Annotated in this window: 21 protein-coding genes; 6 read left to right on the forward strand and 15 right to left on the reverse strand. The window is 44.3% G+C overall.

Going from position 1 to position 22550, the window contains the following annotated elements; genetic code table 11:
- Positions 1-38 precede the first annotated feature (38 nt).
- The 4 genes from AC1DFM_RS26690 to AC1DFM_RS26705 form a co-directional block, all read right to left on the reverse strand.
- On the reverse strand, positions 39-377 hold the full coding sequence (locus tag AC1DFM_RS26690) for a translation initiation factor (protein WP_477079821.1): 339 nt from the start codon (positions 375-377) through the stop codon (positions 39-41).
- Positions 378-397: 20 nt separating this feature from the next.
- Positions 398-1279, reverse strand: coding sequence for a diacylglycerol/lipid kinase family protein (locus tag AC1DFM_RS26695; protein ID WP_477079822.1), 882 nt, complete (start codon positions 1277-1279; stop codon positions 398-400).
- Between the two features lie 10 nt (positions 1280-1289).
- A complete protein-coding gene (gene nadC / locus AC1DFM_RS26700; protein ID WP_477079823.1) occupies positions 1290-2141 on the reverse strand; it encodes a carboxylating nicotinate-nucleotide diphosphorylase in 852 nt (283 codons plus the stop codon).
- Between the two features lie 99 nt (positions 2142-2240).
- The gene (locus AC1DFM_RS26705; protein WP_291919984.1) at positions 2241-2654 is read right to left on the reverse strand and encodes a DUF4783 domain-containing protein; all 414 of its coding nucleotides are present in this window, start codon (positions 2652-2654) and stop codon (positions 2241-2243) included.
- 291 nt (positions 2655-2945) lie between these two features.
- On the opposite strand from AC1DFM_RS26705, the gene gpmI reads away from it, so the two are divergent.
- From gpmI to uvrC, 3 genes are all read left to right on the forward strand, one after another.
- Complete coding sequence (gpmI, locus tag AC1DFM_RS26710) at positions 2946-4469, forward strand: 2,3-bisphosphoglycerate-independent phosphoglycerate mutase (RefSeq protein WP_477079824.1); 1524 nt, start codon at positions 2946-2948, stop codon at positions 4467-4469.
- A gap of 314 nt (positions 4470-4783) precedes the next feature.
- Positions 4784-5368, forward strand: a complete 585-nt coding sequence (locus tag AC1DFM_RS26715) for a hypothetical protein (RefSeq protein WP_477079825.1) — start codon at positions 4784-4786, stop codon at positions 5366-5368.
- A gap of 2 nt (positions 5369-5370) precedes the next feature.
- Complete coding sequence (uvrC, locus tag AC1DFM_RS26720; RefSeq protein WP_477079826.1) at positions 5371-7176, forward strand: excinuclease ABC subunit UvrC; 1806 nt, start codon at positions 5371-5373, stop codon at positions 7174-7176.
- 2 nt (positions 7177-7178) lie between these two features.
- Here uvrC and AC1DFM_RS26725 read toward each other — a convergent pair whose 3' ends face one another.
- From AC1DFM_RS26725 to AC1DFM_RS26765, 9 genes are all read right to left on the reverse strand, one after another.
- A complete protein-coding gene (locus tag AC1DFM_RS26725; RefSeq protein ID WP_477079827.1) occupies positions 7179-7775 on the reverse strand; it encodes a DinB family protein in 597 nt (198 codons plus the stop codon).
- Between the two features lie 65 nt (positions 7776-7840).
- Positions 7841-8419, reverse strand: a complete 579-nt coding sequence (locus tag AC1DFM_RS26730; protein WP_477079828.1) for a Crp/Fnr family transcriptional regulator — start codon at positions 8417-8419, stop codon at positions 7841-7843.
- A gap of 152 nt (positions 8420-8571) precedes the next feature.
- The gene (gene porN / locus AC1DFM_RS26735) at positions 8572-9594 is read right to left on the reverse strand and encodes a type IX secretion system ring subunit PorN/GldN (protein ID WP_477079829.1); all 1023 of its coding nucleotides are present in this window, start codon (positions 9592-9594) and stop codon (positions 8572-8574) included.
- 21 nt (positions 9595-9615) lie between these two features.
- A complete protein-coding gene (gene porM / locus AC1DFM_RS26740) occupies positions 9616-11160 on the reverse strand; it encodes a type IX secretion system motor protein PorM/GldM (protein ID WP_477079830.1) in 1545 nt (514 codons plus the stop codon).
- A 54-nt stretch (positions 11161-11214) separates the two neighbouring features.
- The gene (porL, locus tag AC1DFM_RS26745; protein ID WP_477079831.1) at positions 11215-11955 is read right to left on the reverse strand and encodes a type IX secretion system motor protein PorL/GldL; all 741 of its coding nucleotides are present in this window, start codon (positions 11953-11955) and stop codon (positions 11215-11217) included.
- A gap of 149 nt (positions 11956-12104) precedes the next feature.
- Complete coding sequence (gene porK, locus AC1DFM_RS26750) at positions 12105-13388, reverse strand: T9SS ring complex lipoprotein PorK/GldK (protein ID WP_477079832.1); 1284 nt, start codon at positions 13386-13388, stop codon at positions 12105-12107.
- Positions 13389-13658: 270 nt separating this feature from the next.
- Positions 13659-15704, reverse strand: coding sequence for a thioredoxin domain-containing protein (locus AC1DFM_RS26755; protein ID WP_477079833.1), 2046 nt, complete (start codon positions 15702-15704; stop codon positions 13659-13661).
- Positions 15705-15954: 250 nt separating this feature from the next.
- Complete coding sequence (locus AC1DFM_RS26760; RefSeq protein WP_477079834.1) at positions 15955-16746, reverse strand: uroporphyrinogen-III synthase; 792 nt, start codon at positions 16744-16746, stop codon at positions 15955-15957.
- A gap of 35 nt (positions 16747-16781) precedes the next feature.
- Positions 16782-17852: a DUF4271 domain-containing protein gene (locus tag AC1DFM_RS26765; protein WP_477079835.1), complete on the reverse strand. Its 1071-nt coding sequence runs from the start codon at positions 17850-17852 to the stop codon at positions 16782-16784.
- Positions 17853-18048: 196 nt separating this feature from the next.
- Here AC1DFM_RS26765 and hemW point away from each other — a divergent pair, with 196 nt between their 5' ends.
- Entirely contained in the window at positions 18049-19173 is a 1125-nt protein-coding gene (gene hemW / locus AC1DFM_RS26770; protein WP_477079836.1) for a radical SAM family heme chaperone HemW, read from the forward strand.
- 74 nt (positions 19174-19247) lie between these two features.
- Here hemW and AC1DFM_RS26775 read toward each other — a convergent pair whose 3' ends face one another.
- Together AC1DFM_RS26775 and AC1DFM_RS26780 are read right to left on the reverse strand one after the other, a co-directional pair.
- The gene (locus AC1DFM_RS26775; protein WP_477079837.1) at positions 19248-20222 is read right to left on the reverse strand and encodes a deoxyhypusine synthase family protein; all 975 of its coding nucleotides are present in this window, start codon (positions 20220-20222) and stop codon (positions 19248-19250) included.
- 156 nt (positions 20223-20378) lie between these two features.
- Complete coding sequence (locus AC1DFM_RS26780; RefSeq protein WP_477079838.1) at positions 20379-20831, reverse strand: hypothetical protein; 453 nt, start codon at positions 20829-20831, stop codon at positions 20379-20381.
- A 415-nt stretch (positions 20832-21246) separates the two neighbouring features.
- On the opposite strand from AC1DFM_RS26780, the gene AC1DFM_RS26785 reads away from it, so the two are divergent.
- Together AC1DFM_RS26785 and AC1DFM_RS26790 are read left to right on the forward strand one after the other, a co-directional pair.
- Positions 21247-21843, forward strand: coding sequence for an acyl carrier protein phosphodiesterase (locus AC1DFM_RS26785; protein ID WP_477079839.1), 597 nt, complete (start codon positions 21247-21249; stop codon positions 21841-21843).
- Positions 21844-21937: 94 nt separating this feature from the next.
- Positions 21938-22537: a DUF2911 domain-containing protein gene (locus AC1DFM_RS26790; protein WP_477079840.1), complete on the forward strand. Its 600-nt coding sequence runs from the start codon at positions 21938-21940 to the stop codon at positions 22535-22537.
- The last annotated feature ends 13 nt before the right edge of the window (positions 22538-22550 follow it).

A 22550-nucleotide genomic window follows, 5' to 3' on the forward strand; every position in this document is an offset into this window, starting at 1 on the left:
GCCGCAATTCGTAATTTGTAATTCGTAATTCTTTTAAGCTACTTCGTTCTTTTGTAGCCCCAGTCGAGCAACCACTTGATTACTTTTTCCTTGTAGTCGCCCTGTATCAGTATTTCACCATCTTTCACACTACCACCGGTACCGCATTTGGTTTTAAGATCTTTCCCCAGTTTTTCCAAATCCTCTTCTTTACCAACAAATCCGGTAATCAGTGTCACCACCTTTCCGGCACGTTGTTTTTTATCGAGTATCACTCTCAGGATTTGTTCTGCTGGCGCCAGCGTTTCGGCAACTTCTTCCGGCGCGGATTCGAAGGAGAAGTTAGGATCAGTAGAATAAACAATTCCGCTTCCTGGTGTATTTTTCTTTTTCGACATCTCTCTAAAATATTTAAAGGTTATTCGTTTACCACTACATTAAGTGCCTGCGACTGTATACGTATGCGTACCACTCCATTTTCGGTGAGTGGCACCGCATCTCCATCTACCTGCAGATACTGCAGGGCATGACTGCGAATGGTGATATCCTTTCCTGTATAATGTTTGATATAACGTGTTTGATCAATGTTACCCATCAGCGAAAAAACGCTCACAGGCAACAGGCTAAGAATGCCTACCGGCGGCATAATACAAAGATCCAACTGTCCGTCGAACACGCTCGCTTTTGGCGCGAGCTTAAATTCATAGCCGAACTGATTCCCATTGGCAACGGTAAGCAGAAATGCTTTGGCATTGAAGGTTTGTCCGTCGATGTCAATGCTGTATTCTGCGGGCTCGTAGCTATTAAAACTTTTCAATACCAGCTTAGCGTAGCCTGATAATCCACGTTTGGTATTATGTCTGAATTGTTCTGAAATTAATGCGTCGAAGCCTACGCCGGTATTGCTTAGAAAGAGGTGTTCGTTTGCATAGCCTACATCAATAGGACGCTGTTTATTGTTCACAATCAGCTGTAATGCTTTATCGATGTTCAACGGAATTTTCAAGGCGCGCGCCAATCCATTTCCACTACCCAGTGGCAATATCGCCATTGCGGTATTGCTGCCAATGAGTCCCTGCGAAATTTCATTGATAGAGCCATCGCCGCMAACGGCTACTACGGTGTGCACACCATTTTTCACAGCCTCTCTTGCGAGGTCTGCCCCATGGCCAAGATAAGCCAGGTAAGCCGTACTCACTTCGTATTGGGTGGCCGGAAAGTATTTGCTGATGGCATGTTCCAAGCGCTTCTCCCGATCAGTTCCCGCTTTGCGGTTGATGATAAATAATATCTTCTTCAAAAAAACTGTTTTAAAGGATAATGGCTTTCAGGCTCAAATCCAGGCTCACGGCATGGTGTATAATGGCACCTACAGAAATATAATCCACGCCTGTTTTCGCATATGCTTCCAATGTATCTATAGTGATACCACCCGACGCCTCTGTTTCAAAGCGGCCATTGATCAACTCCAATGCCTTAACGATATCAGCAGGTGCAAAGTTGTCGAGCATAATGCGATCTATTTGTCCTACTGCTAATACTTCTTTCACATCTTCCAGGTTACGCGTTTCCACTTCTATTTTCAGAGGCAGGTTACGTTCTTTCAGATAAGCCACGGTATTGGTAATAGCGGCAGTAATGCCACCGGAAAAATCGATGTGATTATCTTTCAGCATGACCATGTCATACAATCCCATCCGGTGATTAACGCCACCGCCTATACGAACAGCTTCCTTCTCGAGCATGCGGAAGTTAGGCGTTGTTTTACGGGTATCGAGTATCCTGGTATGATATCCTTTCAGTTTTTCAACATATTGATGTGTTAAGGTAGCAATGCCGCTCATTCGCTGCATACAATTCAGCACCAGTCTTTCCCCCATAAGCAGCGTATGTACAGCGGCTTCCACTTCAAATGCTACTTCACCGGCTTTCATGGCATCGCCATCTTTCTTATGTGGTGTGAATACGGTATACATATCCAGCCATTTAAAAATGGCTTCGGCTACTTCCATACCGGCCAGGATACCATCTTCTTTAATCTTGAGGACTGCCTTTCCTTTGGCGGTAGGCGGAATACAAGCCATGGTGGAGTGGTCTCCGTTTCCTATATCTTCTGCCAATGCACTTCTGATAAACGCATTCAGCGCTGCTTCGTCTAACATAATTCGTAATTATCACGTGAAAGATAGGGCAAAAATAAAAAGTGCCCCGCAATAAATTGCGGGGCACCGGGGTTTTTCAACTAATTTATACTGGTATTTTTATTTGCTTTCAAACCTTAATTCGTTTAATACCATACTACCACCTTTCTTCTGCAGGAAAAAAGACACCCTGTAAGTACCGTTTCCTGTAACCATATTACCAATACCAAAGCGGGAATTGTCGCCCCCCTGGTGTACCAGCTCAAATGACTTCACCTGATTTTTTGATAAGAAGTCCTTTAAAATTATTTCTGCCTGTGCTTTGCTATAGGAATTCGATTTTCCCGAAATATTGATCTCTACGGTATTGTCGAGGTAACGGGATAAACCATTCACATCGCCTTGCTTTAATGCCGCCACTACATCATCAAATGGGCCAGCAACGGTGATATTAATTGACCTGGCCGACAGTGTAAGCGTAGTAAAAACACCTCCCAACAACATGATCCCCAGCACAATCAATAGCTTCTTCATTGTCAGTTATTTTATTAAAAATGTGATTTTTCTAACTCAAATTAAAAGCGAAAACTATGCCAAACAGGCTGCAAATCAACAAAATCACATTATAGTGGTAGCTATTAAGGGCTAAGTAATAACAGTAAGATAATATGTATTTAATTTCAAATAAATAAAGGGTAAAATTTGACGAACCGGAGTCTTCCCCGTTAATTTTTTGATAAGCGTTATTTTTGCAAAATATTTAAACCCTTTATAAGTACTTTCACCGCCTGAGTGAATTTACATTAAACTATAACCAGATAGGATATGGAAAAGAAAAGAGCCATTCTCGTAATTATGGACGGATGGGGCGAAGGTAAAGTTCCTAACGCCGATGCCATTGCACACGCAAAAACGCCTTTTGTAAGCAGTTTATATAAGCAATACCCGCACAGTCACCTCGTTACCTGCGGAGAAGCCGTAGGCTTACCTGACGGCCAAATGGGTAACTCTGAAGTTGGTCACCTGAACATCGGCGCCGGCAGAATCGTTTACCAGGAACTGCAACGCATCAACGTAGCCATCAGAGACGGCGAACTGGCCGCTAATCCTATTCTCCTGGATACCCTGGCACATGCTAAAAACAATGATAAAGCCCTGCACCTGATTGGACTGGTGAGCGATGGCGGCGTACACTCTCATCTCGAGCACCTGAAAGCACTGACTTCTATCGCCAAAGCACATGGCCTCGAAAAAGTATATATCCACGCATTTACTGACGGACGCGATACAGACCCAAAAAGCGGCTTAGGTTTCCTGGAAAACCTCTCTGCACACCTTGCAACATCTACTGGTAAAATAGCTTCGGTAACCGGCCGCTATTACGCCATGGACCGCGATAAACGCTGGGAACGCGTGAAACTGGCCTACGACGCCATGGTACACGGCACCGGCACTGCTACCCAGGATGTATTAACAGCAGTAAAAGCTTCTTATGCAGAAGGCGTAACCGACGAATTCATTAAACCAATAGTAGTGACTGATGCGCAACAACAGCCTATCGCTACTATCCAGGACGGAGACGCCGTACTTTGCTTCAACTTCCGTACAGACCGTTGCCGCGAAATATCTCAGGTGCTCACACAGGAAGCATTCCCTGATTTCGGCATGCAACCACTGAATATCTATTATACTACCATGACAGAGTACGACCGTACTTACAAAAACGTACATGTCATTTTTGAAAACGATAATCTCAACATGACGCTCGGTGAAGTGTTGGCTAAAGATGGCCGTACACAAATCCGTATCGCAGAAACAGAAAAATACCCGCACGTATCTTTCTTCTTCTCCGGTGGCCGTGAAACAGAATTCGAAGGCGAACGCAGACTGATGGCAGCATCTCCCAAAGTAGCTACCTACGACCTGCAACCAGAAATGAGCGCCAATGAACTGGCCGACCTGATTGTACCCGAGCTGCAACAAAAATCAGCCGACTTTGTAGTACTCAACTTCGCCAATGCCGACATGGTAGGTCATACTGGTGTATTTGAAGCGGTAGTGAAGGCAGTAGAAACCGTAGACCACTGCGTAGAACGCGTAGTTACTGCCGCACTGGCCAGCGATTACACCGTTTTCCTCACTGCTGATCACGGTAACGCCGACTTTATGATCAATGCAGACGGCTCACCCAATACTGCCCACTCCCTGAACCTGGTACCTTTCTTTATTATCAATAAAGATTTCAGAGGTACCGTAAAAGATGGTAAACTGGGCGATATTGCCCCTACCATCCTGCATTTCATGGGACTGCCTATTCCGAAGGAAATGACTGGAAACCTGCTGGTATAACGTAAGCAGCAGGCATAAAGCCGAAAGCAAAAAGCTATTAGCGCGAATGATGAAAGCGAGTATTTAAAGAATTCGCTTTTGTTGTTCGCGCTAATAGCTTTTTGCTTTCGGCTTTATGCCTGCTGCAATTTATTTGCGAGCGCCTGTAACATTTCGGAACCGGCCCTCGTTTAATAGACGTTACCCACGAAAAATATCAGCTCAAGCAGCTGATTTACATATTTTTAGTGCTCTCGACAGATTTGCTCATGCATCGATGCGCCGTTTTTACGGCGCATTTTTTATGACCCACATTTAAGTATTAATTTTGCAGCATGAGAATATACCCGCAAGTAATGGCGTTGCTTACCATCATTGGCTTTATGGCCTGTAACCAGGCAAATCACCCATCAAAAAGACCAGATCAGGATAAGTTTGCCTCACTGCCAACTTACTTCAGTCAGGAAAATGCACATATCCGAAACAGTGACTTCACATTATTTAAAACTGTGATACTCAACGGTAAAAAAGATACTACCAGCATATCCGGCAGCGATAGCGCTACCATCCAAAATCTGTTGAAGCCCTTTGCTGACATCGACCTGAATAAACCTTCCCTCCGGGATGAATACGATACCTCCTGCTTATATGATCCGTTTTCCGGTCGGAAATCTGTGATCTATAAATCAAAAGGGAAACAAACCAATCCTTCCGAAGTAACCATGGAACTCGATAAACAAGGCAACATACAACAGGTAAGCATTCACTCCTACACCAGCAACCTGGTATACGATTTCCGGCAGGATCTGGTTTACCAACAAAACAGGCAGGTTCGGATGACTACCTATCAAAAAATAGCCTTCCTGACGCCCAAAGAACTGGAGATAAATGTAATGATAGCAGCTAAAAAAGGGATGTAAACATGATCGCAGCGGAGTTTCAGAAAATATCACATACCATACCTGTAGATGCAGGTATCTATAAATACTACGACGAATCAGGCACCCTGCTATATGTAGGTAAAGCCAAAAGTTTGCGTAAGCGGGTCAGCTCCTATTTTGTAAAAAATCATGATAGCTACAAAACCCGAAAACTGGTAGAACACATCCACCATATTGAGTTTACCATTGTTAACTCTGAACAGGATGCCTTTCTGCTGGAAAATTCCCTTATCAAGCAATTCAGGCCCAAATACAACATCAACCTGAAGGATGATAAAACCTATCCATATATCGTTATCAAACACGAATCTTTCCCCMGCGTATTTTTCACCAGAAATGTGATTAAAGATGGCTCCGACTACCTCGGGCCCTTCACTTCTGTTGGCCGCGTAAGAGAGATACTGGAGGTGATCAAATACAACATCCCTTTGCGGACCTGTAACCTAAACCTAACGGAAGAGAATATACGAAAAGGAAAGTTCAAAGTATGTCTTGAATATCACCTGGGGAACTGCAAAGGCCCTTGTGAAGGACTGCAAACACAGGAAGACTACCGCGAAGGATTACAGCAGGTAAAAAATGTGCTGAAAGGCAACCTTACTCCGGTAGTAAATCTGTTTAAAGAACAGATGCTGGAGCATGTATCTAAAATGGAGTTTGAGAAGGCGGAAATTATGCGTAAAAAAATCGCCAGCCTCGAAGACTACTCCGCCAAATCCACCATCGTCAACAACCGCATGGGGAATGTGGATGTATTCTCCATTATCAGTGAAGGCAACCATGCCTATGTCAATTACCTGCGGATTCAGAATGGTACCATTGCCGATACCAAAACAGTAACGCTGGAAAAACAACTGGAAGAAAGCGACGAAGAAGTGCTGGCTTATGCCATTGCTTATCTGCGCGAAGTATTCAAAAGTATCACCAACGAAATAGTCGTGCCATTCCCGATAGAATACCCTGAGAGCAGCGTTACGGTAACAGTTCCAAAGGGCGGTGACAAAAAGAAACTGCTGGAGCTTTCCGAGAAAAATGTCAACTACTTTAAAGACGATTTATACCGCAAAAAAATACTGCACCTCGAAGGTAAAACCGATATGGAAAGAAAGCAGGTACTATACCAGCTGCAGGCGGATCTTGAATTACCGGTGCTCCCCGAGCACATTGAATGTTTTGATAACTCCAACTTCCAGGGAAGTTATCCGGTAGCTGCCTGTGTGGTATTCAAAGATGGCATGGCTTCCAACAAGGATTACCGGCATTTCAACATTAAAACGGTGGAAGGGATCAACGACTTTGCATCCATGAAAGAGGTGGTTTTCAGACGATATAACCGCCTGTTGGCAGAGCAGCAGCCGTTGCCTCAGCTGGTGATTATTGATGGCGGTAAAGGTCAGCTCGGTTCTGCGATGGAAAGCATTCGCGAGCTGAACTTAATCGGTAGTATGACCGTTGTGGGGCTAGCTAAAAATGAAGAAGAAATATTTTTCCCGGGAGATTCTCAAAGTATCAAATTACCCTACAATAGCGAAAGTCTGAAACTCATCCGTCGGGTGCGGGATGAGGTACACCGTTTCGGGATTACTTTTCACCGGCAAAAACGGAGCAAGGGTACCTTCAAAAATGAGCTGGAAAGCATTAAAGGTATTGGAGAAAATACAGCCACTCAATTGCTGAAAACGTTCCGCTCTGTGGCCAAAATAAAGTTATTATCGCAGGAAGATCTGGAAAAAGAAATAGGCGCCGCTAAAGCCAAACTGATCTGGAATCACTTTCATAACAGCTAGTACTATACGACTTCTTTTACGGGGGCTACACTTGCCGCAATGGCGCGTTCTGCCTGCAGTACGTGGCGATTGATATGTGCGGTGAGAAATCCAAAAGTATCTCCTGCAGACATCTTAATGAAACGGGATAGGGAAGTAGTTACCTTCGCCTGCTGGATATTTATTTTTTCTGCCTGGAGAAGTAATGCTTCCATTTGTAGTTGTTGCTCCATAAATTCCTTCAACACTTTATTTACATCTGGTTGCAATATGGGTAAATGATCTTTAGGAGACTTCATCTTTGAGCGCAGTTGTCCGTCTGACCCGGGCTGCATTAAGCGGGTAAACCAGGCTCCCAGCCAACTGCTTTTGAACAGCGTTGCCGGCTGACTGTTTTTTTGTGCTGCTGAGGTAATTGCTTTATCGAGTGCCGGAAGATAGAATCTGCCATAGCTATTCAGATGCTCCAGGCATTGCACAGCGCTCCACTTGCCGGGTGCTGGCGCCTGTTGTAGTATATTATCGGGTTGCTCACCAAAACGATGTACTGCTTTATCATAAACTGTTATTATCTGTTCGCGTAAATGGTGCAGCAGTTCATTACTTTTAACCGGGTCCATGTCATTCCTGTTTCACACAAAATTAGACCAACGGCAGTTGGAAAATCTTTGTGCAGATCAACATTTTATAATTTTACAGTACTCAGTAGTTTACTGAAAGTAGCCGGATCTAATCCCAGGTAGGAGGCAAGATATTTATGGGGAATCAATTGTAATACATGAGGGCTGCGGGTGAGCAGCTTTCTGAATTTTTGTTCAGCTGTGAAAGACAACAACTCCTGGTGGCGTTCTATTACACCGGATAATGCCCCTACTGTTCCTATCCTTGCCCATCTTTCTATCAGAGGAAATTCGAGTGTCAGGCGGTTAAAGTCGGCGTAGTTCATACGCAGCAGTTCACTTTGTGTGAGCGTTTCCACGTACCAGGGAGAGGGGCGTTGTAGCTGGAAGGAGTCCAGTACACCGGAAAAGGAGCCGGTATAAGAAAAGAGGAGGGTAGCTTCTTTATCGCCATCGAGGCTAAAAATTCTTTGTACGCCTGTGATAACGAAGTAGAGGTATTTCTCCACTTCACCGGCTACCGTCAATACTTCTTTTCGTTTATACTGCACGGGGGTCCATACAGCAGAGAATGCCTCCCATTCATGATCGGGGAGGGGCATCATCTGAAAAACGGTTTTACGAAGTAATTCGAGCTGCTGCATACGGAAAGAAAGGTAAGAAAAAGAGCTTAAAGCATAAAGCACAAAGCATAAAGCGATTATAGCGAATGATCAAAGCTGATGAGTGATTTACTACTCGCTTTAATCATTCGCTATAATCGCTTTATGCTTTGTGCTTTATGCTTTAAGCTATACTAGTATTGCCAGAGGTCCTGCTCTTTATTAAAGATACGATCGTGAATCGCTTGTCCTTCGAGGAGGCGCATTACACCGTCTTTAATATAATCCTTGATCTCGCGGTTGTAGGTATTATTTTCCTTCACTATGTAGCTACCGAAGAAGCGCATTTCGAAAAGGTCTTCCCAGCTGATAGTAGATGCATCGTTATTCTGGTTATACACATCGTGTTTGGCCAGGATACCGCGGCAATCAGGATAATACACCCAGAATAAAGGAATGGAGGCACGGACAGTACCGTCTTCGTTTATACGGGAAACCATTGGAGCTATACCCAGTATGCGAACTTTCAGGGCAGAAGCTTCTTTGTCGAATACCCAAACTTCTTTGATTTTGTACTGTTTGATGGTACGTGGATCGAAGTCGTCGCGGGTAGTCACCATTTTTTCTTCGCCGGTTACCGGATCTATACTGCGTACGGTTCTTTCTTCACCGCTGAGTCTATTCTGGATTTCGGAGTAGGGCATGATGGTGGTGAAACGGTCGTCGATAGCGCTAAAAGCTTCTATCTCTTTATTCTTGATAGCGTCCAGCAGAATATTTATGAACAGCTGATTGGTACCGCTTTCATCTTCCACGTTGTATTGAAAAGGAAGATTGATTTTCTCCCTGATATCAATAACCTGCCAGATACGCTTTTCCCAGAATCTGTCATCCTCGCGGATGTAGTCGTAGGCGATGGGCGTACGTTCTCTTGCCAGGTTTCGTTCCACAACCCCGTCAATACGCAATGATTTGCGGGGAGTGTCCACCACAGGGGCGGTGATACCGTCCGGGCGTTGAGAAGCAGGGGGAGCAGATGGAGGTGTAACAGCATTCCCTGTTGCCGGGTTTACTACTGACGCATCGGGTGTAGCCGTAGCTGTGTTAGCAGTTCTGCGGCGGGTAGTCCCACCACGTCTTTGCGCATCGGCAGCTGATGCCAGCATTACCAGCAAAAGAGTGCACCAACCTATTCTGTTAAATATTACTGCTCGCATAATTCAGTAATTAATTGACCGTTAGTTTAATTTAAATATAGTGCTTGGCATCGAACGAACGATATTGTCCGGGCCTTTCACTTTCACGTTTTCAAAAAACACTTCATCACCTGGGCGCAGAGAGCGGATAGATCCTGCTACGTTTCCAGGGAAATAAGCGGAAGTAGCATCACCTTCCTGGTATTCTTTGCCTTTGGCAGAGATACCAACACGGTAACCAACCACTTCATATTTTACGCCTTCAAATTCGAAGTCTTCCAGGTCAGCGCGTAAGCCGCCCTGTACTTTAAAGTCAGCCGCTTTCATGCTACCGCCTTTGTTAACACCTACTTTCAACACTGGATCCGGAACACGTTTTACACGGAATTCTTTTTGACCAAGTGATTTGGTTTTACCATCGATGTTAGCAACTACGTTGATGACTGCCTTACCTGGCTGGCTTACTGTAACGATATATTCACCTGAAGCGCGTTTAGTCATATTACCACCACTAATGGAGGCAGATACTTGTTCAGCAGGTACACCGGCAGCAGAGATAGAAATTGGGTTCTGCAAACCAATATACAATACGTTCATTTTGTCGGCAGAGATGGAGGTGGTTGAAGCACCTACATTATATTTTTCTGTAAAGGGATAGGACACAGGAGCGCCACCTGTAGGATTAGGTAAGGTAATGGTACCAGAAATGGTTTTTTCGCCAAGTCCGGAAACAGGGAAATTCACAGTTCCTAAGCCTTCGTGTGCTTCAACGGTTTGGCCATTTACAACAATGGTTGGATTCACTGTACTGCTATACGCACCTATCGCGATATTAGCAGTTAAGGTTTGTCCTTCCATCAGGTTTGAGGAATTCAGTGAAACGAAAGGTTTTACTTTATCAAATTTATAGTTCTGAGCATCAATACGACCGAACAGATAGTCAATCACCGCAGATTCTGAGTTTTTGATGTCATTCTGGAATTTACCCAGGATGGTTACAGCTGCAATGGTAGGTACCATGTTGAAGTGGTAGGTTGTCCATGATTTAGGACCAGCTGCGTGATCATCATCCACGGATTTACCTACTTCTATTTTCAGTGGTAAAGTTTTTTCAATTTGTTCTTTCTTTTTAGGATCGTCAATATAGGAAATGAATTTTGCACGCAGCTCTTTCAGCTTGCTTTCTAACTCAGGTCCTTTTTTGTTGTTCTCCATTACCCTAGTAGGGGCATCCAGACCAGCTTTATCTTTAATTTCACCATGTTCGTCTTTACCACCGCTTTCAGTGATAATGGTTTCTTTCAAAGATTGCACGTATTCATACATGCCGGCAGACAATTTCTTTACTTCTTCCGCTTTGGCTTTGTAAGGAGCTGTTTTMGCAGCATTGTCCTTCATTTGGGCCTCAAACTGAGAGTAAATCAAATCGTTCTTATCTGTTACCGTTTTATTGGAGGTATTGATTGAGTTATTTACGATACTAAATGCGTTCAATATTTCAGCAGAGACGTTCAACGCGAGCATGGCCGTCAAGACCAGGTACATGATGTTGATCATCTTCTGCCTAGKATCTTTAGGTAGTGCCATAGTTTGTTTTCAGATTTAATTATAAGTGTTAATTCAAAAACTATTAGCTATACCTTATCTTCCTCCGTGCATTGCGCTCAGCATGTTACCATAGATAGAGTTCAGGTTGCTGAGGTTTTTAGCGAGCAGGGAAATTTGTTCCTGTGTTTTCTTAGCATCTTCAATGCTGCCACTCATTGCAGTAGAAGCATTCTGCAGGTTGCTGTAGAATGAGTTCATTGCTTTCAGGTGGTTGTTAGTGTCCTGGAGTTCCAGTTCGTAGATAGCATTGAGGGAAGCCAGGTTTTTGGTCATACCCTGCATTTGTACATGGAAATCTTTAGTAGATTCTGATGCACTGTTGAAAGAAGATACAGCAGCAGCGGCAGTAGTGTAAGCGTTAGCTACATTACCAATAGCGCTGGCAGCTTCTCTTGTTTTCTGGGTGTAATCTCCGGTTGCTGCTACTACGTCGCTGATGTCTCTCATTTTGTCAACGGTAGTACCCAGTTTCTGGAAGTTTTCGCTCAAACGTTGCAGGTTAGCAGGTGTGATGTCTGCTTCCTGGAGCATTTTGTCCAGGCCCGCTACTGCAGGACTGCCGGCAACTGCCACTACTTGTCCTTCAGGATGAGATGCACTGGAATCAGGCACGAAAGCGTATACGAAGAAGATCAGCGCTTCTGTGCTCAAACCTAAGATCAAAGCAATATCAGCTCCCCGCCAGTGTTGCAGTTTAAATAACGCTCCGATAATTACTACGGAAGCCGCAATACATACGAAAAAGTTCAGCCATTTAGCTTTGTTAGGATTCATAGCCATAGGTTAAAATTTACTGGTTAAAGTGTTAATAGTTAAAGTCTGTATGGAATAGTTAATTCTCACTGATTTGCTAATAATAGTGTACATAATACAAAAGGATTTCTTTGGTAGTTATTAATACAGGCTATTACAATTTGATTCTACTATCTATGCTTCGCTCTTCTGCTCAGGGCAATGGTACATCTGAAACCTACGTACGACTTAGCACTATCCTGATATTCATATGTTCTGGTACCGGTTTGGAGGAAATAACCCACATCTTTCCAGGAGCCGCCTCTGATAGCTTTACGCTTCATTTTCAATGGTGCATCATCTGGTACATCCATTCTCAGATAAGGGTTCATATCGGAAGTGAATGAGTAGGCATTTTCGTAGAAGATATCGGCGGTCCACTCGGCTACGTTACCGGACATATTGTATAATCCGTAATCGTTAGGCCAGTAAGCATCTGCACGCACGGTGTAGAATCCACCATCTTCCGGATAGTTACCACGACCAGGTTTAAAGTTGGCGAGTAAACATCCTTTTTTGTTACGGATATAGTAACCACCCCAAGGATAAGGTGTTTKCTCTCTTCCGCCGCGGGCTGCATATTCCCACTGTGCTTCCGAAGGCAACTGGAATTTATCTTCCGTAAACAGTTTTTTACTGAGGCGATAATCTTCCCAGAATTTACTTCTCCATTCGCAGAAAGCGGTGGCCTGGTGCCAGTTTACACCTACTACCGGATAGTTATCAAATGCCGGATGCCAGAAGTACATACGTGTCATTGGCTCGTTGTAGGCATAAGAGAAGTCTCTGATCCAGCAAAGTGTATCCGGATAAATGGGAACGTCTTTCTTTACAATGAAGGTAGAACGGGGTTTACCGATGTTCTCTCTCAGCTTGGCTTTATCCCAGTTGAAAGTTTCCTGATGGTAAATCAGTTTACCAACATCAATATCTTTACGGCCATATAACCTGTCTGCTTCGGTATATACCATCGCATCCAGTTTCTCCCAGGTGGCTTTATCTTTCCAGACAATTTTCTGTTTCCAGTCAATGATATCATGACCATCATCAGATTTTACATGGCCCAGCAAAATATGGGCGATGGAGTCTTGTACCCACTGCACAAACTGGCGATACTCGTTATTGGTAATTTCCGTGGCATCCATATAGAAGCCTGAAATGGAAATAGCCTTGTTACGCGCTGTAAATGCATAGTTTACGTCCTCATCACTGGGACCCATGTGAAAAGTTCCGGCTGGGATATACACCATGCCGTAAGGTACAGGGGGAGTGTACTTTGGTCTCGGACTTACGCCGATCAATTGCCCTTGTGCATTTTTAGGGGTTTTACTACCGCCACAGCTGGCCAGCAGGGAAACCAGCAAAACTGCCAACAGACCTTTTACATAGTTAAGCTTCATAAGGGTAGCTTTCATCAGAATATGTTTTTTCTATTAACCAGCCTGGTGCGATTTGCCTGTATACAAGGGAACACATTTCTCATATTTCACCCGCTTTGTTTATATGAAAGATAGCAAATGTAATAATTAATTTTAATCCGTAGTGACTTTTTATACAACTTTTTCAATCCTCCTCATCACCGTTCTGTAACTAGTTTAAACGTTACTTTTAACATTTTATTATATAGTCGTAATAACATTTATTGAATCGCCAGCCACCCTTATAAGGGGCAAGTTACATAATTATTATATTAAATTAATAATTTCTTCCATATAATATACTGGCTTAATGCAATGATAATCTTTACATAAGTAGATCAAAGTCTCATTTTCCCGGGCCCGATCCGTCAGGAGCGGGATATCAGAAATATTTTTTTCTGCGCCCACTAATATTTTATACGGGATAAACCATTTTTGGGTTTCCTGCATCTTCTCCTTAAAATCTTTTCCTACCACTGCCAGCTCCGGGGTACCTTTCACAAACTGTAATAACTGGCTCGCCCACACGCCAAAGGAAGTTGGGTAACGTACTACCGTTTGCGCAAGACCGGAAACAGCGCCCGTACACCTGTTAGCCCATGGCTTATGATCAAAAACAACAGAAAGATACCAAAGGTTCTGCATCATCACCGCATTACCACTGGGCACCGCCCCATCATAGATCTCCTTCTTGCGCACTATCACATCATCCTGGCCTTCAATGGTATAGTAGAAGAAAAGCTGATTTTCATCGCTAAAGTGTGCGGTCACGAAAGTGGCAATATCCCGGGCCTGGTACAAATACGCGGTATTACCCGTAATTTCCTGCAGGGCTATCAGCGCCTGAATCAAACACGCATAGTCGTCGAGGAAAGCCGGATATTTAGCTTCCTGCTGTTTCCAGGTATGATAAAAAGCCCAGCTGTCGGCATTCTGGCGGAAGTTTGCTAAACAAAAATCCATGTTGCGGATGGCCATCTCCCGATATTCTTCCATTCCCAGTGCACCATAAGCTTTACAGCAGGCATGTACCATCATGGCATTCCATCCCAGTAAAATTTTATCATCCAATCCCGGGCGAATCCTGTTTGCCCGCACTGCCAGCAGCTTTTCACGGCAGCCCTGCAACATGGCTCCCAGTATAGCGGCGTCATATCCTTTTTCCGCGGCAAACTGCAACAGTGGCTGTTTTACCCACAGTATATTTGTTTCCTCCCAGTTGCCATGATCACTTACATCATAATATTCACAGAAAGGTTTCGCCTGTTCTCCCAGTATATGATGGATTTCGGCCTTACTCCAGGTATAGAACTTACCTTCCACGCCTTCTGAATCGGCATCCAGCGCAGCATAAAAGCCCCCTTCCGGAGAAGTCATTTCCCGATCGATGTAGGTCAGTGTATCCTTTATCGTTTGCGCATATACGTCGTTGTGGGTTAGCTGATACGCATCACAGAGCACATCTATCAGCAGCGCATTATCATACAGCATCTTCTCAAAATGCGGCGCTAACCATTTTTCATCAGTGGAATAGCGCGCAAATCCGCCACCCAGCTGGTCATAAAGGCCGCCTTGCAACATTTTATCCAGCGACAGTAATGCCTGTTGGAGCGCCGCCGGATGAGCCCAGGCATGATGATAACGCAGTAAATATGCAATGGTAAAGGTTTGGGGGAATTTAGGCGCGCGCCCAAAACCGCCCCAGGTGGTATCTGCCTGTTTGAGTATATTTTCACAGATGCTGTCGCACTGTGCTTTGGTAAATAATTCGTCGTGAGGAATATTCAAGGCAAATCCAGGCTGAAGGCCAATCTGGCCCGACTGGCTGATATGTTGCACCAGATTATCTGCCTGTGATTCAATTTCCTCGCGCTTCTGCTGAAAAGCATCCGCAATGGAAAGTAGTACATCGGTCCATGAAGGGCGGTTGTAGGCCTGCGTTGGCGGGAAATAAGTGCCTCCATAAAAAGGCTTCTTTTCCGGTGTAAGAAACACATTCAATGGCCAACCGCCGGCGCCTGTCATGGCCTGCACGGCATCCATATAAATATGATCCAGGTCCGGCCTTTCCTCCCGGTCTATTTTGATGTTAATAAAGTGCTCGTTCATGATGGCAGCAGTGGCTTCATTTTCAAAGCTCTCCCGCTCCATTACATGACACCAGTGACAAGCTGCATAGCCGATACTCACCAGAATAGGTTTGTCTTCCTGCAAAGCACGCTGCAGTGCTTCTTCTCCCCATGGATACCAATTAACAGGATTATGTGCATGCTGCAACAAATACGGACTGGTTTCACTGATAAGCTTGTTCATGGATTCCGATACGCGATAACTGATTGATAAAATATTCTCTTACAAAGAAATTTATTTTTTCAGGATTACAAAGAAATATTTTTTTAGCAGTTAGCCATTAGCTTTTAGCTTTTAGCAAAATGCAACGGAGACCAGCATAATATGATCTTCGCTGCATTTTGCTAAAAGCTAAAAGCTAATGGCTAACTGCTAAAATAAAGCAGGGACGACCAAATGGTCATCCCTGCTCAATATTATTGCAGAAAAACTGCTACTTCTTAGTTAATGTAGTAAGATACTGTTCCAACGCAGCAGCCATGGAAGGTGCTTGTGGCAGTGGTGCTTTCACATCCAGTCTCAACCCGGCTTCTTCAACAGCAGCGGAGGTAGTAGGTCCGAAGGCACCAATATGGGTACCATTCTGCTCAAACTCCGGCATGTTTTCAAACAATGATTTCACACCTGAAGGACTGAAAAATACGATCATGTCGTACGCTGTAGCCGCCAATACTTCCTTTACATCCGTAGATACCGTTTTATAAAGGGTAGCAGTAGCATACTCACACTTGTTGGTTTTCAACCACTCTTCAATGTCTTTCTTCTGGCTATCGGAACTTGGGAACAGGAACTTTTCATTATCCCTGTGCTTGTTCATTACTTCCAGCACACCTTTGGTAGAACCATCTGCTCCATAGAATACCTTCCGCTTACGATACAGAATGAATTTCTGCAGATACAATGCTACCGCTTCTGTAATGCAAAAATACTTGCAGTCCTGCGACACTTTGACCTTCATTTCTTCGCAAATACGGAAAAAGTGATCTACCGAATTACGACTGGYGAAAATCACTGCTGTAAAGCTAAGAATGTCGATTTTCTGTTTTCTGAACTCCTTCGCTGGCAAACCTTCCACCCTAATGAACGGGAAAAAATCCAACTTAATATTGAACTTCTTGGCCAGATCAAAGTAGGGTGACTTTTCAGTTTCAGGCTTAGGTTGAGAAATTAGGATTGACTGAATTTGTTTACCTTGCAAATCTTTTTTTGGCCCGCCTTTTATCATACGTTTTTTGCTCTAGTGTTAACAATAGGCGATAATCAGGGATTACCAGTTAACCAGATATTCTGTAGCACCTTGGTTAATATTAAAACAGGCGCTACTTCGAATGCGCAAAGGTAAAGAAAAAAATGCAATTTACTGAAGGATAGGTATTGCTTAACTAGTGAATAAGACCTAATATACCGATATATAATGAGTAATACAATAAAAAATAACGATATATAGAGGAAAGTTCGGGCAATTTCAGGGCTACAGAACGCAATTATCACCAAAAACGGCACTAACAATACCCCCAGAATTTTATTGATCAGGTATAAAATGAAAATGTAGGCATCTGCCAGTTCAGTATTACCAAATAACCAGCCGCAGAAGCGTAACATGACATACTTAAATCCATATACTGCTCCTACCAGCACAATTAAACCCGGAATCAGCAACCACGGCTCTGCCTGCGGAAACACCTGCTGACGGTATAATACCAGATAGAAATATAAACCCAGTGCAATCGCAAAAAAAGCATTCAACAGCATATTGGGGAATGGCGACTGCGACAACTGATCCTTTAGCTGACGCTGACTCAGCGTAGGGTTCAGGAAGGCCCGGAACAGATCTGAAAAATACTTCTGATACACCAGGCGGATCACACTCAATACCAACAATACACCCGCCATCAAATAAATAAGCCAGTCCATACTGCGGTAGGGACGCGTTGGGTTAGTATCTACAAATGATGGTCTGCCAGGCTTTAGGAAGATATTTTCCGCCGCCAGCTTCTTCATAAACAGATCATATGCCGACGGCACTTTTACCTTGGGAACCGCTGCCACAGCAGTGCTATCGGCTTTATGCAGCGAGGTATCTGCCGCTATTGTAGTGGTATCTTTTTTAACGGATGCTGTTAATGGCGCCACAGGCTTATGGTTTACCCGGGCAGAATCTTTTTTCACCAGTGGGGTGGTATGCACTTTCGGACGCGAGGAATCACCAGCTGTACGGGCAATTACCGGCTTTTTCTTTACTACCGGCGGCTTTACAGCAGCGGAATCTGTTGTTTGCGCCAGTATCGGCAAATAACTGAAAATGAATAACAGCAATAACCAGTTTCGCACCAGGAAAATATTTTGCAATGACTTTAAAATCGGTTTTTCAATACTAACGCCCCTTTCATGCTCTCAGGAAACAGTAGCAATTAACGTAGTCCTGTTCACATAACAAAACTGAAACGTAATTTTGATGTTGCAAAGATATTAAAATAGTCCATAGTTGCCCCGTAAAACGGCAATGGCAGACCACTATAAAACGCGCATGTCCGGAATTTATATACATATTCCTTTTTGTAAACAGGCTTGTTACTACTGCAATTTTCATTTTTCCACTTCCGTTTCAAAGCAGGGAGCAATGGTAGAATGTTTATTGCAGGAAATCACCCTGCAAAAAGACTACCTGGCCGGGGCACCGGTACACACCATCTATTTTGGTGGCGGCACCCCCAGTCTACTGCAGGCCAGCGAGCTGCAGGCATTACTATCGCATCTGCGCGCCACCTTCCCGGTAGCAGACGACGCTGAAATAACGCTGGAAGCCAACCCCGATGATCTGAGCATAGAAAAGCTCTCTATGCTCAAAGCCGCTGGCATCAACCGGCTGAGTATTGGTATACAATCCTTTCACGAGGAAGACCTTACCTGGATGAACCGGGCACATAACAGTCAGCAGGCGCTGGATTGTGTGCGGCAGGCACAGGAACTGGGTTTCCATAACATCACCATCGATCTCATTTATGGCGGCCCTACACTTACCAATGAGGGCTGGCAACAGAACGTACAACAGGCCATTGCGCTGGGTATTCCGCACTTATCCTGCTATGCCCTCACCGTAGAACCGGGTACAGCACTGGATCATTTCATCAAGAAAAAGAAGATGGCCGCCACAGATCCCGATAAAGCAGCACATCATTTTGAAATGCTCATGGAGATGCTGGGTGCTGCCGGGTATGAACATTATGAAATATCCAATTTCGCCTTACCGGGCTGGCATTCAAAGCATAACAGCAGCTACTGGCAGGGGAAATCATACCTCGGCTTAGGCCCGTCGGCGCACTCATTTAACGGGCATTCACGGCAATGGAATATTGCCAACAACGCCCAATACATGCAAGGTATTAATGCGGGGAAAGTTCCTTTTGAGATGGAATCGCTGACTACTGCCATGCAATTCAACGAATACATTATGACGGCATTGCGTACTTCTGCCGGCTGTAACCTGGAATGGGTGGCAGAAAAATTTGGGGCTCCACTAGCTACGCACCTGGTAGCACATAGCCAGCCTTTTATTGCGGCGCAGCATATGGAACGGGTGGGAGATACCCTTCGGCTTACCAGGGCAGGACGATTGTTTGCAGATGGGATAGCAGCAGAATTATTTATCTGACTATTGGCTTAAATAAAAATGCAGCGGAGCATATTTTATCTCCGCTGCATTTTTATTTAAAAGCTAAAAGCTGACTACCATCCAAGGATATACGCAAACATCAGTGGGGCTACGATAGTAGCATCTGATTCTACGATAAACTTAGGTGTATGAATATCGAGTTTACCCCAGGTAATTTTTTCGTTAGGAACCGCACCAGAGTAAGAACCATAAGAGGTAGTAGAATCTGATATCTGGCAGAAGTAACCCCAGAAAGGAACATCAGTCCATTCCAGATCCTGGTACATCATCGGTACTACGCAAATTGGGAAGTCACCAGCAATACCGCCACCAATCTGGAAGAAGCCTACGCCTTTACCACCGGAGTTTGCACGGTACCACTCAGACAGGAAGATCATGTATTCAATACCGCTCTTCATGGTAGACGTTTTCAGGTCACCCTTGATGCAGTAAGAAGCGAAGATATTACCCATGGTGCTATCTTCCCATCCTGGAACGATGATAGGAATATTTCTTTCTGCAGCAGCAATCATCCAGCTATTCTTTGKATCAATTTCGTAATGTTCTTTCATTACGCCGCTCAGCAGCAGTTTGTACATGAATTCGTGCGGGAAATAACGCTCACCGTTCTCTTCTGCGTCTTTCCAGATTTTGTAGATATGTTTCTGGATACGGCGAAACRCTTCTTCTTCCGGGATACAGGTATCAGTAACACGGTTAAAGCCCTGTTCCAGCAGATCCCATTCTTCCTGCGGGCTCAGATCGCGGTAGTTAGGCACTCTTTTGTAATGTGTATGTGCAACCAGGTTCATGATATCTTCTTCCAGGTTTGCACCGGTGCAGGAAATGATATCTACTTTACCCTGACGGATCATTTCTGCGAAAGAAATGCCCAGTTCAGCCGTACTCATCGCACCGGCCAATGTCACCATCATTTTACCGCCTTCCAGCAAATGTGTTTCATATCCTTTGGCAGCATCCACCAATGCAGCTGCGTTAAAGTGGCGGTAATGGTGCTGGATAAATTGAGAAACGGGTCCCTTGTTCATGTCATTTAATCGTTTATACATTAACAGTCTGGCTAATAAAGCCTTAACAGGTGGCAAAGTTAAGATAATTTTTGGGAGGGGGCATGGGGCAATAACATAAAACAAAAGGGCCCATCGCAAAAGCGACGGGCCTATGAATTTTTAACACTACTAAAACTAAGCTTTTTTAAGACGGCTCTGTACTTTCATATTCGCATCTGCATCGGTTTTGACAACGGTCCAGGTGTCGGTACCTTCCAGCGTTACAAAATATACTATGTTTTCGCCAACGGTATATTCTACTACACAATAGATGCTCTCACCAGGATATTTTTTGTTCAGCTTACCAGCGACTCTCAGCGGCAGTTGATCAGCCTGCAGGTAGCGGGAAGTAGCCATCAGGGTACCATCTTCTTTGAAGAAGGCAGTGACCTTGGTATTGCTCATGGTAAATTTAGCGGTAAACGTTCTGTTATCGTCAGTATACCATTTCACATCAGTAGCTCCTGCAAAAGATTCGTTGAAGGTGCTGTTAATTTTAGTGTTGGCAGTCGTTTCATAAGGACTTGCGAACAATACATTTGCACTCAGTAAAAGTGCGGCGCTAACTAATAAGATAAGTTTTTTCATGGCGGAAAAAATTTATGTTTTGAATTTTTTTTTGAGTTTGTTTGTTTCGATAAGTCAAAGCTACGGCGGGAAAGGGCCAGTGGTCAAGGCATACTTTACTGATGGGATCACATGATAACTTCGGGTATCCGTTAATGAACGTCCGCCTGACCGGTGGCGGACATGCGGGTATATAGAGCCGCCCTGGCCTGTTTGTTGGTGCCAGCTTGCCAATGTTGCATGAGCGAACGTTAAGAAATTGTTAAAATGGATAAGAATTTAAAAGGAACAGGATAATTGGCAAGACAAATGGAAAAGCGGTCAGCAAAATGTATAACTCTTTCATATTTAAGCCCTCCCATCCTTTGGCAATTGGCCTAACCGGCCCGATAAGCACCCAACAGAGCCATTGTGCATAAATGTGTACCTTGCCGGCATGAATCACCTGGCCCATGCTTATTTATCTTTCCGGCAACCTGAACTGATCACCGGTAACCTGATTGCCGATTTTGTAAAAGGCAAAAAGGATCTGGCGGCTTATAGCGAAGGAATACAGCAGGGGATTCGTATTCACCGGGCCATTGACACCTTCACCGATCAGCACCCGGTAACGTCTAAAGCTAAACTTTTCTTCCGGCCATCCTGCGGGCACTACAGCGGCGTATTCACGGATTTGGTATACGATCATTTCCTGGCCAATGATACCGAACGTTTTACGAACGATTCACTGTATTCGTTTGCCCGTTACGTTTATAGTGAAATCAGGTTACAGGAGGCCCAGCTGCCACCTGCATTTCTGCAGATGTTTAAATACATGCAAACCTATAACTGGCTGTACAATTACCACACTACAGAAGGAATTTCCAGTTCCATCAGAGGTGTAGCCCGGCGCGCCCGGTACCTTGAAACGGATGGAAATGTGGTATTTGCTGTTTTTATGGAACACTACGCTGCGCTGAAAGACTGTTATCGTGAATTTTTCCCTGAACTTCAGGCACATGTGGAAAATTTGCTTGGAATGGGAAACCGCTAACAGCTTGTTAAAAGCAGTGGTCCCGCTTTTCTGATTCCTTAAAAAAAGGTAGGTTTGCCGCCAAATACCTTTAAAAGAAATAAAGCTTTCCAGGATGATGAAAAAAGTTCTCCTTTTTGCCTTTATAGCAGGCATGCTTGGCTTAAACGCCGGTGCACAGGATAAAAAACTGCCGCCTTTAGATGCCAGTCCTATGGACATGGCCTATTACCCTGTAATGTACCCTTATGTAGTAAAAGTAAAAGGGGAGCCCGGTGCCCTGGTAGCCCGTGTGATTTACAGTCGCCCGCAAACCAAAGGCAGAGACATTTTTGGCAACCTGGAAGAATACGGTAAAATATGGCGTTTAGGCGCCAACGAAGCCACCGAAATCGAGTTTTTCCGCCCGGTAGTCATCGCTGGTAAAAACATTCCAAAAGGCCGCTATACCCTGTATGCTATTCCAACAGAAAAAACCTGGACCATCATCCTGAATAAAGAAACGGATGTATGGGGCGCATTTAAATACGATCAGAAAAAAGATGTGGTAAGAACAGCCCTGCCAGTAGTAGCAATGGATACTGCAGTAGAAGCATTCACCATGGTATTTGAAAAAGGAGATCCTGGTGCCAACCTGATCATCGCCTGGGATAAAGTAAGCGTAAGCCTGCCTATCAAATGGTCTGATGCGGTTGCGCCTTCTAAAAGAAAATAATCACCACTGATAT

The sequence above is a fragment of the Chitinophaga sp. 05T412 genome (genome assembly GCF_056396465.1).

What these genes read in the sequence shown, in the direction of transcription:
- hemW (WP_477079836.1), top strand. Translation starts at nt 18,049, where the DNA reads ATGTCCGGAATTTATATACATATTCCTTTTTGTAAACAGGCTTGTTAC.
- AC1DFM_RS26780 (WP_477079838.1), bottom strand. Translation starts at nt 20,831, where the DNA reads ATGAAAAAACTTATCTTATTAGTTAGCGCCGCACTTTTACTGAGTGCA.
- AC1DFM_RS26690 (WP_477079821.1), bottom strand. Translation starts at nt 377, where the DNA reads ATGTCGAAAAAGAAAAATACACCAGGAAGCGGAATTGTTTATTCTACT.
- AC1DFM_RS26785 (WP_477079839.1), top strand. Translation starts at nt 21,247, where the DNA reads ATGAATCACCTGGCCCATGCTTATTTATCTTTCCGGCAACCTGAACTG.
- porL (WP_477079831.1), bottom strand. Translation starts at nt 11,955, where the DNA reads ATGAATCCTAACAAAGCTAAATGGCTGAACTTTTTCGTATGTATTGCG.
- AC1DFM_RS26725 (WP_477079827.1), bottom strand. Translation starts at nt 7,775, where the DNA reads ATGGACCCGGTTAAAAGTAATGAACTGCTGCACCATTTACGCGAACAG.
- AC1DFM_RS26755 (WP_477079833.1), bottom strand. Translation starts at nt 15,704, where the DNA reads ATGAACAAGCTTATCAGTGAAACCAGTCCGTATTTGTTGCAGCATGCA.
- porN (WP_477079829.1), bottom strand. Translation starts at nt 9,594, where the DNA reads ATGCGAGCAGTAATATTTAACAGAATAGGTTGGTGCACTCTTTTGCTG.
- AC1DFM_RS26705 (WP_291919984.1), bottom strand. Translation starts at nt 2,654, where the DNA reads ATGAAGAAGCTATTGATTGTGCTGGGGATCATGTTGTTGGGAGGTGTT.
- gpmI (WP_477079824.1), top strand. Translation starts at nt 2,946, where the DNA reads ATGGAAAAGAAAAGAGCCATTCTCGTAATTATGGACGGATGGGGCGAA.
- nadC (WP_477079823.1), bottom strand. Translation starts at nt 2,141, where the DNA reads ATGTTAGACGAAGCAGCGCTGAATGCGTTTATCAGAAGTGCATTGGCA.
- AC1DFM_RS26790 (WP_477079840.1), top strand. Translation starts at nt 21,938, where the DNA reads ATGATGAAAAAAGTTCTCCTTTTTGCCTTTATAGCAGGCATGCTTGGC.
- AC1DFM_RS26715 (WP_477079825.1), top strand. Translation starts at nt 4,784, where the DNA reads ATGAGAATATACCCGCAAGTAATGGCGTTGCTTACCATCATTGGCTTT.
- AC1DFM_RS26730 (WP_477079828.1), bottom strand. Translation starts at nt 8,419, where the DNA reads ATGCAGCAGCTCGAATTACTTCGTAAAACCGTTTTTCAGATGATGCCC.